The organism is Kitasatospora sp. NBC_01287 (assembly GCF_026340565.1).
Classification (GTDB): Bacteria; Actinomycetota; Actinomycetes; order Streptomycetales; family Streptomycetaceae; genus Kitasatospora.
Genome location: NZ_JAPEPB010000001.1, coordinates 1,502,222 through 1,514,136, shown reverse-complemented (window position 1 = coordinate 1,514,136; position 11,915 = coordinate 1,502,222). Strand labels below are relative to the sequence as shown.

Annotated in this window: 13 protein-coding genes; 8 read left to right on the top strand and 5 right to left on the bottom strand. The window is 73.6% G+C overall.

The features are described 5' to 3' along the window. Window positions 1-9: 9 nt before the first annotated feature. Both OG455_RS06105 and OG455_RS06100 read left to right on the top strand, forming a co-directional pair. A complete protein-coding gene (locus OG455_RS06105; RefSeq protein WP_266291006.1) occupies window positions 10-864 on the top strand; it encodes an AAA family ATPase in 855 nt (284 codons plus the stop codon). Between the two features lie 103 nt (window positions 865-967). After that, window positions 968-1,774 (top strand): Fpg/Nei family DNA glycosylase, encoded by an 807-nt coding sequence (locus tag OG455_RS06100; protein WP_266291004.1) that lies wholly within the window; start codon window positions 968-970, stop codon window positions 1,772-1,774. A gap of 7 nt (window positions 1,775-1,781) precedes the next feature. Here the strand turns inward: OG455_RS06100 and OG455_RS06095 are convergent, their stop codons facing one another. Next, complete coding sequence (locus OG455_RS06095; RefSeq protein WP_323185427.1) at window positions 1,782-3,065, bottom strand: MFS transporter; 1,284 nt, start codon at window positions 3,063-3,065, stop codon at window positions 1,782-1,784. Window positions 3,066-3,264: 199 nt separating this feature from the next. After that, window positions 3,265-3,702, bottom strand: coding sequence for a MarR family winged helix-turn-helix transcriptional regulator (locus tag OG455_RS06090; protein ID WP_266291000.1), 438 nt, complete (start codon window positions 3,700-3,702; stop codon window positions 3,265-3,267). Window positions 3,703-3,785: 83 nt separating this feature from the next. Between OG455_RS06090 and OG455_RS06085 the strand changes: the two genes are divergently transcribed. Beyond that, window positions 3,786-4,718: an NADP-dependent oxidoreductase gene (locus tag OG455_RS06085; protein WP_266290998.1), complete on the top strand. Its 933-nt coding sequence runs from the start codon at window positions 3,786-3,788 to the stop codon at window positions 4,716-4,718. 6 nt (window positions 4,719-4,724) lie between these two features. On the opposite strand, the gene OG455_RS06080 is transcribed toward OG455_RS06085, so the two are convergent. Both OG455_RS06080 and OG455_RS06075 read right to left on the bottom strand, forming a co-directional pair. Further along, window positions 4,725-6,128 (bottom strand): lipase maturation factor family protein, encoded by a 1,404-nt coding sequence (locus OG455_RS06080; protein ID WP_266290996.1) that lies wholly within the window; start codon window positions 6,126-6,128, stop codon window positions 4,725-4,727. Between the two features lie 22 nt (window positions 6,129-6,150). Further along, the gene (locus OG455_RS06075; RefSeq protein ID WP_266290994.1) at window positions 6,151-6,969 is read right to left on the bottom strand and encodes an SAM-dependent methyltransferase; all 819 of its coding nucleotides are present in this window, start codon (window positions 6,967-6,969) and stop codon (window positions 6,151-6,153) included. A 144-nt stretch (window positions 6,970-7,113) separates the two neighbouring features. Between OG455_RS06075 and OG455_RS06070 the strand changes: the two genes are divergently transcribed. The 4 genes from OG455_RS06070 (at window position 7,114) to OG455_RS06055 (ending at window position 10,310) form a co-directional block, all read left to right on the top strand. Then, the gene (locus OG455_RS06070; RefSeq protein ID WP_266290992.1) at window positions 7,114-8,220 is read left to right on the top strand and encodes a Xaa-Pro peptidase family protein; all 1,107 of its coding nucleotides are present in this window, start codon (window positions 7,114-7,116) and stop codon (window positions 8,218-8,220) included. Between the two features lie 70 nt (window positions 8,221-8,290). After that, window positions 8,291-8,854 (top strand): elongation factor P, encoded by a 564-nt coding sequence (gene efp, locus OG455_RS06065; RefSeq protein ID WP_266290991.1) that lies wholly within the window; start codon window positions 8,291-8,293, stop codon window positions 8,852-8,854. Window positions 8,855-8,856: 2 nt separating this feature from the next. After that, window positions 8,857-9,297, top strand: coding sequence for a transcription antitermination factor NusB (nusB, locus tag OG455_RS06060; RefSeq protein ID WP_266290990.1), 441 nt, complete (start codon window positions 8,857-8,859; stop codon window positions 9,295-9,297). Window positions 9,298-9,458: 161 nt separating this feature from the next. Next, window positions 9,459-10,310, top strand: a complete 852-nt coding sequence (locus OG455_RS06055; protein WP_266290989.1) for a thioesterase family protein — start codon at window positions 9,459-9,461, stop codon at window positions 10,308-10,310. Between the two features lie 149 nt (window positions 10,311-10,459). Here the strand turns inward: OG455_RS06055 and OG455_RS06050 are convergent, their stop codons facing one another. Beyond that, window positions 10,460-10,963, bottom strand: a complete 504-nt coding sequence (locus OG455_RS06050; protein ID WP_035840801.1) for a transcriptional regulator — start codon at window positions 10,961-10,963, stop codon at window positions 10,460-10,462. 326 nt (window positions 10,964-11,289) lie between these two features. Between OG455_RS06050 and pyrR the strand changes: the two genes are divergently transcribed. Continuing rightward, the gene (gene pyrR, locus OG455_RS06045; protein WP_266290984.1) at window positions 11,290-11,898 is read left to right on the top strand and encodes a bifunctional pyr operon transcriptional regulator/uracil phosphoribosyltransferase PyrR; all 609 of its coding nucleotides are present in this window, start codon (window positions 11,290-11,292) and stop codon (window positions 11,896-11,898) included. The last annotated feature ends 17 nt before the right edge of the window (window positions 11,899-11,915 follow it).

Below are 11,915 nucleotides of genomic sequence, written 5' to 3'. Positions count from 1 at the left end.
AGGTGTGTCGTGACGCAGCAGTACGCCGGGGGGATGCCCCCACGCCCGGTGGTGCCGCCGCCACCGGCGCCGCCGCGGCAGAGCGTGCAGCCCTACCCCACCGTGCCGGACCGCCCCGCGCTGCCCCCGCCGCCGCCTCCGCCCGCGCCGGCCCCCGAGCAGCCGCTGACGGTCCATCAGGTGCCGGTGTCGGTGCCGGTGCCTGTCGACGCGCCGCGGGCCGCGGTGCCACCGGGCGGTACCGGGCACTTCGTGATGCCCACCGGCGCCCCGGTCCAACTGCCGGCCGCCGCCCCGCAGCGGCAGACCGGCCCGCTGGCGGTGCTGCTGATCGGCCCGGCCGGCGCGGGCAAGACCACGGTCGCCCGGCACTGGGCCGAGCGCCGGCCCACGCCGACCGCGCACATCAGCCTGGACGACGTGCGCGAGTGGGTGCGGTCCGGCTTCGCCGACCCGCAGTCCGGCTGGAACAGCGCCTCCGAGGCCCAGTACCGGCTGGCCCGCCGCACCTGCGGCTTCGCCTGCCGCAACTACCTGGCCAACGGCATCTCCTGCGTCATCGACGACGCCGTCTTCCCCGACCGCCCGGCGATCGGCCTGGGCGGCTGGAAGCGGCACATCGGCCCCGGGATGATCCCCGTGGTGCTGCTGCCGGGGCTGGACGTCGTGCTGGCCCGCAACGCGCGGCGCAGCGGCCGGCGTCGGCTCAGCGACGAGGAGGTGGCGCTGATCCACGGCCGGATGGCGGGCTGGTACAACTCCGGGCTGCCGATCATCGACAACTCGCAGCTGGACGTCACCGCCACCGTCGAGGCGCTGGACCGGGTGATCGCCGCCCGGCTGGCCGGCCAGCCGGTCCGCTGAGCCGCCCAGCCGGTCCGCCCAGTTGAGCCGCCCCACTGAGCCGCCCCGCTGAGCCGCCCAGCACTTCGTAGAGCACAGCACTTCGTAGAACTGAGAGCTCCGCATGCCCGAAGGCCACATCCTGCACCGGCTCGCCGCCCAGCACCGGGCGGCCTTCGGCGGCCGCCCGGTCGCCGTCGCCAGTCCGCAGGGCCGGTTCGCCGAGGGCGCGAAGCTGGTCGACGGGCAGACGCTGCGCGGCGCCGAGGCCGACGGCAAGCACCTCTTCCTGGAGTTCGACGAGGCCTGGCTGCACATCCACCTCGGCCTCTACGGCGTGGTCACCTTCGGCCCCGCGCCCGCGCCCGACCCGGTCGGCCTGATCAGGCTGCGGCTGGCCAACGACGAGCGGTACGCCGACCTGCGCGGTCCGACCACCTGCGAGCTGCTCACCCCCGCCGAGAAGGACGCCGTGCACGCGCGGCTCGGCCCCGACCCGCTGCGCGCCGACGCCGACCCCGAGCGCGCCTGGCAGCGGATCGCGCGCAGTCGCAGCACGGTGGCCGCGCTGCTGATGGACCAGAAGGTGCTGGCCGGGGTGGGCAACGTCTACCGCGCGGAGGTGCTCTTCCGGCACGGCATCGACCCGCACCGGGCCGGACGCGAGGTGAGCCGGACGCAGTGGCAGCTGATCTGGCGCGACCTGGTGGAGCTGATGCGCGAGGGCGCCGAGGTCGGTCGGATCGACACGGTGCGCCCCGAGCACACCCCCGAGGCGATGGGCCGCGCGCCCCGGGTGGACGACCACGGCGGCGAGGTCTACGTGTACCGCCGGGCCGGGCAGGCCTGCCTGGTCTGCGGCACCGAGGTGCGCACCGAGGCGCACGCGGCCCGCAACCTCTTCTGGTGCCCGCGCTGCCAGCGCTCCTGACGGAGAGTCAGGAGAGGGCGGCGGCCGGCGTCGGCACCGCCGCGGCCGCGCCGGCCGGCGCCGGCTCCAGGGCCGCCAGCCGCCGCAGGCAGGCCCGCCGCTGCACCAGCGAGAGTCCGGCCACCGCCGTCCCGAGGACCAGCCAGCCGGCCGGTCCCGCGGCCAGCACCGCGCCGGTCAGCAACGGCGGCCCCGCCGACTTCTGGATGGACTGGGACATGCCCGCCACCCCGAGGTACGAGGCCCGTGCCCTGGCGGGCGCCAGCGAGACGGCCAACTCCCAGGAGCTCACCGAGCGCATCAGCTCGGCCAGCGTCACCAGCACGGCCGCGACCAGCAGGGCGGCCACCGCCGTCCAGGTCCCGCCGCCGCTGCCGAACGCCGGCGCCGCGCAGCAGGCGAGCATGGTGACGCCCAGCAGTCCCACCGCGCCCGCCGCCCGCCGCGGCCCCTCGGTCCGCGCCGAGACCCGCAGTTGCAGGGCGACCACCAGCACCGTGTTGACCACCAGGAAGGCCGGTACGAAGGCGTGCGGCGCGGAGGTGTGGTGCACCAACCAGAGCGGCAGTCCCACGTTGAGCACCGAGTCGTCCAGGCACATCGGGATGTCCAGCAGCACGAAGAGCAGGTAGCCGCGGTCCCGCCAGGGGCTGGGCCCGGGTGACGGGTCGTCGGTGCCCTCGTCCTCGGAGCGGGCCACCACCCGCTCGGGCCCGCTCGGCTCCCGGGTCCGCCGGATCAGGGCGGCGGCCAGCGCGTAGGAGAGCGCGTTGGCCAGGATCAGCGCCCGATAGGCGTCGAGCGTCCCCACCGCCAGCCCGATCGCGGCCAGGCCCGCGCCGACCGCGTATCCGGCGTTGGCCACGGTGCGGAAGAGTGCCTGGTAGGTGCCCCGCTGCTCGCCCGCGACCCGGGTGGCGAAGAGCATCTCCAGGGTCTTGGCCGCCCGCTCGGCCAGGCAGGTGAGGGCCACCACGGGCAGCAGCGCCGCGAAGCCGTGCGCCACGAGCATCAGGCCCATGGTCCCGAGCCGCAGCAGGTGGCTGCCGATCAGCAGTCCGCGCACCGGGAACCGACCGGCCAGCCGCCCCGCGATCGGCGATCCGGCGATCCCCGCCACCGCCGCCAGGCCCAGGAGCAGCCCCACCCGCTGCGCGTCCAGGTGGCTGACGTAGGTGAAGTACAGCACCGACGCGGCCGCCCACAGCCCCGTCCCCGCCCGGTCGAGCCCCTGCGCGAGCAGCATGATCCGCGCGTCCCGCCCGCCGGGCGGCCGCCGCAGTTGCGCCACCAGTCCGCCCGTCCGCCCCGCTTGTTCTGCCCGCTCCGCCCGCCCGTGTCGCCCTCGCATGGCGCGCCCCCGTTCCGCTCGTGACCTGCCGGTCCTGCTGGTCCTGCCGGTTCTGGTGATCACGGAGCAGCCTGCCCGATATCTATCTTGACGTCAAGATACTTGATATCGACAGAAGTGCCGGAGTGGTGGAGGCGCCTCAGGCGCGGTCCTCGATCAGCCGGGCGACCAGGGCCAGCAGCTGCTCCCGCTCCGCGGGTGCCAGCGGCGCGAGCAGCTCCGCGTTGGCCCGGGCGCCCAGTGCCGCCAGGCGGGTGAGCAGCCGGGCGCCGGTGGGCGAGAGCGAGATCGCGTTCTTCCGGGCGTCCCGCGGATCCTTCTCCCGCAGCACCAGCCCCTTGGCCCCCAGCTCCCGCAGCACGCCGACCATGTCCTTCGGGTCGATCCGCACCCGTCGCGCCAACTCCGCCTGGGCCACCGGTCCGAACTCGGCGACCGCGCAGAGGACCGCGTGGTGGCCCATCCGGCACCCCTCCTCGGCGAGCGCTCCGGCGACCAGGCGGTGGGCCAGGGCGCCGGCTCGGCCCAACTGCCAGCTGGGGAGGGTCTGCAGGTCGGAGAACGGGGTCTCGGTCATGGGGACATCCTAAATCGTTGGTGATCCCCATGATGTGGGTTATCGTTGGGGGCACCAACGGTTCTTCGAAGGGGGAGCGCGGCATGCGCAAGGTCAGGTTCCACCGCTACGGCGGCGCAGAGGTCCTGCGGCTGGACGAGGTCGCCGCACCGGTGCCGGGGGCCGGCGAGATCCTGGTCCGCACCGAGGCGGTCGGCGTCAGCCTGATGCTGCTGAAGCAGCTGCGCGGGGCCGGGCAGCCGCCGCTGCCCGGCTCGCCCGGCGGCGGCTTCGTCGGGCGGATCGCGGCGCTGGGTGCCGGGGTGACGGGGTACCGGGTGGGCGAGCGGGTCGGCGGGGTCGCGGCCGAGGCGTACGCCGAGCAGCTGCTCGCCTCACCGCTGACCCTCACGCCGGTGCCCGAGAAGGTGAGCGCCGCCGACGCGCTCGGCGTGGTGCACGGCGGGCTGGTGGCGCTGGCCGCGCTGCGGGTGGGTGGGCCGGTGGCGGGCGCGTCGGTGCTGGTCACCAACGCGGCGGGCGGCGTCGGGCACCTGGCCGTGCAGCTGGCGAAGGAGCTGGGGGCCGAGCGGGTGGTGGCCGCGGCCGGTTCGCCGGCGAAGGCCGCGTTCCTGCGCGAGCTGGGCGCCGACGAGGTGGTCGGCTACCAGGACGCCGACTGGGGCGCGCCGGTCGACCTGGTCCTGGAGGGGGTCGGAGGTGAGGTGCTGACCCGGGCGCACGCCGCGCTGGCGCCGTTCGGGCGGCTGGTCGCCCTGGCCGGGCACGGCGGCACGCTCGACGCCGGCGCGGTGCTCGGCTCGATGACCACCGTCACCGGCCTGTCGATGGGGCAGCTCGCCCGCCACCGCCCGGAGCTGGTCGAGGAGGTGCGCGCGCAGCTGTGGCAGCTGCTGGCGGCCGGGCGGTTGCGTCCGGTCTCGACCGTGCTGCCGCTGGAGCGCGCGGCGCAGGCGGCGGCGCTGCTGGAGCGCAGGGCCAACCTCGGCAAGGTGGTGCTCGGCGTCGCGCCGTAGCGGTGCTCAGCGTCGCGCCACAGGGGCCAGGTAGACCCGCAGCCGGGTCCGGTGCCACCAGGCCCCGGTGGCCCGCCGCTCCGCCGGGGTGGTGAAGCGGTAGCGGTAGAGCACCGCCCGCACGTGGGCCGGCGGCGTGTCCGGGAACGGGTTGTGCCGCAGCAGCCGCAGGGTGGCCCGGTCACCGCGCAGCAGCCGTTCGACGAGCGGCCGCAGCCAGGGGCGGGCGTAGCCGGGGGAGAGCGCGGCGAACCACATCAGCCAGTCCAGCCGCAGGTGGTAGGGCGCGAACTGGCGCGGTCGGCGCCGCACGTCCCCCGGCTTGCCCCGGAACCCGTACTCCTGCCAGCGGGTGCCCGCCGTCAGCCGCTCCTCGGCGGTGCCTTCGAGCACCACCTCAAGGCGGATCCGGCTGATGCTGCCGAAGGCGCCGTAGCTGTTCACCAGGTGCAACTGGTCGAAGGAGTGGTTCATCAGCTGGCCGCGGGAGAGCAGGTTGCGGGCCGGCCGGTAGCTCAGCGCGACCACCAGCGCGGTGGCGGCCAGCACCAGGACCTCGTACCAGAGCGGCGCCCGCGCGGTGGCCAGGTGCTCCGCGCCGGGCAGCCGCAGCGCGCCGAAGGCCAGCGCGATGGTCAGCCAGTTCAGCCAGGCGAAGTTGCCGGAGGCGATCAGCCAGAGCTGGGTGAGAACCATCGCCCCCGCCGCCCAGGAGGCGATCGGCTGCGGGGCGAAGAGCAGCGGCGGCAGGCCCAGCTGGGCCAGGTGGTTGGCGGCCGCCTCGATTCGGTGCAGCGGCATCGGCAGGTGATGGAAGTACCAGCTCAGCGGCCCGGGCATGGGCTGGGTCTCGTGGTGGTAGCGCAGGCAGCTCAGGTCCCGCCAGCACCGGTCGCCGCGCAGCTTGATCAGCCCGGCCCCGAACTCCACCCGGAAGAGCAGCCAGCGGAACAGGAGGAGCACCGGGACCGGCGGCGCCACCGCGGCATTGCCCAGCAGGACCGCCAGGAACCCGGACTCCAGCAGCAGCGACTCCCACCCGAAGGAGTACCAGGTCTGCCCGACGTTGACGATCGACAGGTAGAGCAGCCAGAGCACCGCCCAGAGCAGCATCGAGCCCCAGAGCGGCACCAGGTCGGCCAGCCCGGCGGCCACGGCGGCGGCCAGCAGCGCCCCGCCCCGGGCGAGCGCGGCGAACGCGCGGTCGGAGTAGCCCAGCTGGAACAGGGTCGGCGCCTCCCACCAGCCCCGCCGCCGCAGGTGGCGCGGCACCGGCAGCATCCCGTGCTCGCCGATCAGTGCCCGGAACTGCCGGGCCGCCGCCAGGAAGGCGACCAGGTAGACGGCGGCCAGCAGCCGCAGCAGCACCAGCCGGCTGAGCGCGTACCCGGGCGCGGTGAACCACTCCACCCGTCCATCTGACCACCGGCGCCTACGGCTTGCGGGCCACCGCGCCGTAGTAGTACGCCGACTCGATGTCGACCCCGTCCGCCACCTCGCCCCAGCCCAGCACCGGCACCACGCCGGGCCCGACCAGCTCCAGGCCCGTCAGGAACCGCCCCACCTGCTCGCGCGAGCGCGGGGTCAGCGTGACGTGCGCGTGCTCGGCGGCCCGCACCGCGACCGCCACCGCCTCGGGTGCGAAGTCGCCGGTCGGGTGGGTCAGCGCGACGTAGCTGCCGGAGGGCAGCGCGTCGATGAGCGTGCGGACCATCGCCCACGGGTCCTCGGCGTCCTTGAAGAGCATCAGCACCGCGATCAGCAGCAGGCCGATCGGCCGGTTGCGGTCGATGATCCTCGCGAAGACCGGGTGGGCCAGGATGTCGGCCGGCTCGCGCAGGTCGCCCAGGATGAACGAGGTCCGGCCGGCCGGGTGGCTGGAGATCATCGCCCGGGCGTGCGCCAGCACGATCGGGTCGTTGTCCACGTAGAGCACCCGGCTCTCGGGAGCCAGCGCCTGGGCCACCTCGAAGGTGTTGCCGGCGGTCGGGATGCCGGTGCCCACGTCCAGGAACTGCCGGATGCCGCCCTCGGTCACCAGATGGCCGACCGCCTTGGCCAGGAAGTCCCGGTTGGCCCGGGCCATCGCCCGCATGTTCGGCACCGCGGCGATGATCTGCTCGGCCAGCTCCCGGTCCGCCGGGAAGTTGTCCTTGCCGCCGAGCCAGTAGTCGTAGACCCGGGCCGAGTGGGCGACGGTGGTGTCGACCTCCACGGGCTCCCAGTCGTCCAGCACATCCGACTCGGACACGGTGATCCTCCGCAACGCTCGATGGCCTGCCGCACACGCTGATGCCGCGCGGGGCAGCTTATATGACGGACCGTCATTTCGAGCCTCGCCCGCCCGGCCCAGCAGAACAGGCGCGCCGGGGCCGGCCTGCCTAGGCTTCCGTACATGTCCGATGCCCACGCGGCCCGCCGGGAGCGGCTGAGCGAGTACTGCAGCGCGGGCGGGGCGGACGCGGCGCTGATCACCAGGCCCGCCAACGTCCGGTACCTGACCGGCTGCGCCCCGTGCGGCGCCACGCTGCTGCTCACTCGCGAGCGCGCGCTGCTCGTGCTGCCCGCCGAGCTGCCGCCCGACGACACCGGCGAGCACCCCTACGCCGCCGACCTGCCGCGCCTGACGGCCGCACCCGACCAGGACACCGCCGAGGCCGCCGCCGAGGCAGCCGCCCGCTTCCACGTCGCCGACCTCGCGGTGGAGGAGCACGACCTGACCGTCAGCCGCCACCGGGCCCTCGCCGCGCCGGCCGCCGGGGTCCGGCTGCTCGACCTGGGCCGCGCGGTGGAACGGCTGCGGGTGGTCAAGGACGAGCAGGAGCTCGGCGAGCTGCGGATCGCCGCCGAGATCGGCGACCAGGCGCTCGGCGAGCTGCTGGAGTCGATCCTGGTCGGCCGCACCGAGCGGCACCTGGCGATGGAGCTGGAGCGCCGGATGATCGACCACGGGGCGGACCGCGCGGGCTACCCCGTCTCGGTCGGCACCGGCAGCCACTCGGGGCGCGGCAGCCACCAGCCCACCGACCGGCGGGTCGAGGAGGGCGACTTCCTGACCGTCTCGCTCGGCGCGCAGTACCGCGGCTACTCGGTCCGCACCACCCGGACCTTCGTGATCGGCGCGGCCCCCGCGGCCTGGCAGGTCGAGCTGCACCGGCTGGTCTTCGAGGCCCAGCGGGCCGGGCGCGAGGCGCTGGCGCCGGGGGTGCTGACCAGCGCGCCGGACCGCGCGGCCCGTGAAGTGCTGCGGGCCGGAGGCCACGAGGAGCAGCCGCCCCGGCCGTTCGGGCACGGTGTCGGCCTCGAGGTGCGGGAGGCGCCGCAGCTGGGCCCCGCGGAGATGGGTAAACTGGACAATCGCGTGCCGGTCACCGTCGGTCCTGGGGTACACCTCCCGGGCCGTGGCGGGGTCCGGATCGAGGACACGCTCGTGGTGCGCCCCCTCGAAGAGGGCGGTCCCGAGCTGCTCACCATCACCACCAAGGAGCTCCTCGCCCTGTGACCACCGGCTTCGGTGGGGGCAGGCGCGCACCCTTGGTTCCTTGACAGCTATATCAGGAGTAAGTGCGCCCGTGGCTTCCACGAACGATCTCAAGAACGGCATGGTCCTCAACCTCGACAACGGCCTGTGGACCGTCGTCGAGTTCCAGCACGTCAAGCCGGGCAAGGGTCCCGCCTTCGTGCGCACCAAGCTCAAGCACGTGCTGAGCGGCAAGGTCGTCGACAGGACGTTCAACGCGGGTACCAAGGTCGAGACCGCCAGCGTCGACAAGCGCGGCATGCAGTACTCGTACAAGGACGGCGAGCAGTTCGTGTTCATGGACACGGACACCTACGACCAGGTCTTCGTCGACCCGAAGGTCGTCGGCGGCGCCGCCGACTACCTGCTGGAGGGCTTCGAGGCCCTGGTCGCGATGTACGAGGGGGCCCCCCTCTACATCGAGCTGCCGGCCTCCGTCGAGCTGGTCATCGAGTTCACCGAGCCCGGCCTGCAGGGCGACCGCTCCACCGGCGGCAGCAAGCCGGCCCGCCTGGAGACCGGTGCCGAGATCCAGGTGCCGCTCTTCATCACCACCGGCGAGAAGATCAAGGTCGACACCCGCGACGGCAGCTACCTCGGCCGGGTGAACAAGTAACCGTGGCGTCAGCACGCACCAAGGCGCGTACGCACGCCTTCCAGATCCTCTTCGAGGCCGACGGCCGGGACGTCGACCCGCTGTCGGTGCTCGCCGGCTGGGTCGCCCGGGCCCGGGAACCCAAGCCGGACGAGGGTGTGCCGCAGGTCGGCGAGTACACCATGCAGCTGGTCGAGGGCTATGTGAAGCACGCCCGCCGGATCGACGAGCTGATCTCGACCTACGCGGTCGGCTGGACGCTCGACCGGATGCCGGCCGCGGACCGCAACGTCCTGCGGCTCGGCGCCTACGAGCTGATCTGGGAGGACGGCGTTCCGGACGCGGTCGTCCTGGACGAGGCGGTGGAGATCGCCAAGGAGTTCTCCACGGACGACTCGCCGGGTTTCGTGAACGGGCTGCTGGCCCGCTTCATGGAGCTCAAGCCGACGATCCGCCGGGACTGAGGCGGCGCCGGCTCCCCACTCGCGCGGGGGCCGTCCGCTGACGCTCCGCCGGGTCGGTGGCCCGCACCCGACGCCCTGCGATGGCGGTCGGACCTTCCGGTCCGGCCGCCATCGCGCGTATGTTGTTACTGATCAGTAGCTAACGCGAAGGGCGCCTTCCCATGACCTCTGTGACCGCGATCAGCAGTGAGTTCGACCAGGCGATCGCCCTCGAACCCGACCCGGCTGAGCCGGGGTGCCACCTCGGCGAACTGGGGGAGGGCTGGCAGATCGGCGGCGGGATCAACGGTGGGCTGCTGCTGGCCGTCGCCGCCAACGCGCTGCGCCAGGAGCTGCCCGGGCACCCCGATCCGCTCTCGATCAGCTGCTACTACCTCTCCGCCTCCCGCCCGGGTCCGTTCTCGGTGCGCACCGAGACCGTCCGCCGCGGCCGTTCGCTCGCCACCGCGACCGCCTCGCTCCACCAGTGGGAGGCCGACGGCAGCCAGGTCGAGCGGCTCAGAGTGCTCGCCAGTTACGGTGACCTGGCCGCGCTCACGGGCGAGGTGCGGACCTCGGCCGCCGCGCCCGAGCTGCCCCCGGTCGAGCAGTGCATCGGCATGGAGCACGCGCCGCCGCAGCTGATCACCCAGGCCGCCCTGCTGGAGCGCTTCGACCTGCGGCTCGACCCGGCCACCGTCGGCTGGGCCGTCGGAGCGCCGGCCGGCGTGGGCCGGATCCAGGGCTGGTTCAAGCTGGCCGACGGCCGCGAGCCGGACCCGCTCTCGCTGCTGCTGGCCGCCGACGCGCTGCCGCCGGTCACCTTCGACCTCGGGCTGCCCGGCTGGGCCCCCACCATCGAGCTGACCGTGCACCTGCGGGCGCTGCCGGCCCCGGGCCGGCTGCGGGTCAGCCACGCGACCCGGAACCTGGCCGGCGGCTACTTCGAGGAGGACTGCGAGATCTGGGACTCGACCGGCCGACTGGTCGCGCAGTCGCGCCAGCTGGCCCGCGCGCCCCGCGCGCAGGCCTGACCCACCCCCCGCACCACCCGTACCACCCGTACCGCGCGCCGCACCGCGCGCCGCACCGCGCGCGCCGGGCGTGCGCGGACACGCCGACGGCGCGGTCCCCCGGGACCGCGCCGTGACGTTTCTTCAGTTGGGCCGAGGCCGCGAGCGGGTCAGCTCGCGTCCTCCTCGCGCACCGCGCGCCGGGCGTCCGAGTTCAGCACGCCCCAGCTGATCAGCTGCTCGGTGAGGATGGACGGCGACTGGTCGTAGATCACGGCCAGGGTGCGCAGGTCGTCCTGGCGGATCGACAGCACCTTGCCGTTGTAGTCACCGCGCTGGGACTGGATGGTGGCCGCGTAGCGCTGCAGCGGGCCGGCCTTCTCGGAAGGCACCTGGGTCAGTCTCTCCAGGTCGAGCACCAGGCGCGGCGGCGGCTCGGCCGCGCCACCCGGGGTGCCGCCGGGCAGCAGCTCCTGCACCGGGACGCCGTAGAACTCGGCCAGTTCGGCCAGCCGCTGCACCGTCACAGCACGGTCGCCACGCTCGTAGGAGCCGACGACGACCGCCTTCCAGCGCCCCTGGGACTTCTCCTCGACGCCGTGCAGGGAGAGCCCCTGCTGAGTGCGGATAGCACGGAGTTTGCCTCCGAGCTGCTTCGCGTAGTCGCTGGACATTGTTCTCCCCGGACGAGAATTTCTTGATCGTTTCAGTTGCGGCGGAGTGGAGGGGTGACCCTGTTTCCCGTGACGCCCTACCGGTGGGTTCGACGTCTGTTCCGTAACTCACTGTGAGGTTACGTAGAGTAAGGTAGCTGCGTCAAGCCGAATGGGGCAGCCGTGCGAATGGTCTGCTACCTCTGCGTGAACACGACACAACGGATGTCGGGCGGCTCATGATCGCCCTGGTACCCTGGACCAGGACTCCTGCGCATTCGGGGAGCCATCTGTCAGACATCCTTTAAGGCCCGTCCAGTGAGGCGGGGAAGGAGGTCCGCTTCGGCATGACCACACACATTGACACTCCGCGTCCGCCGCACCAGGTGCTGGACGGTGCGGACATCGCCCGGGTGATCACCCGGATCGCGCACGAGATCGTCGAACGCGCCAAGGGCGCCGAGGACGTCGTGCTGCTCGGCATCCACACCCGCGGCGTCCACCTCGCCCGCCGGCTGCACGCCAGGCTGACCCAGATCACCGGCCGTGAGATCCCGCTGGGCACCCTCGACATCACCATGTACCGGGACGACCTGCGGCTCAAGCCCGCCCGCGCCCTGGAGCACACCGAGATCCCGGCCGGCGGGATCGACGGGAAGCTGGTGATCCTGGTCGACGACGTGCTCTTCTCCGGCCGCACCATCCGCGCCGCGCTCGACGCGCTGGGCGACATCGGCCGCCCCCGCGCGGTGCAGCTCGCCGTCCTGGTCGACCGCGGCCACCGCGAGCTGCCGATCCGCGCCGACTACGTGGGCAAGAACCTGCCCACCTCGCTGCGCGAGGCCGTGCAGGTCCGGCTCTCCGACGCCGACGGCATGGACGCCGTCCTGGTCGGCGACCGCGACTACGCCGCCCGCAGCTCGCAGGCGCTGGCCGCCCCGAACCCCGCTGAATGACCCGGGAGATCCCCCTC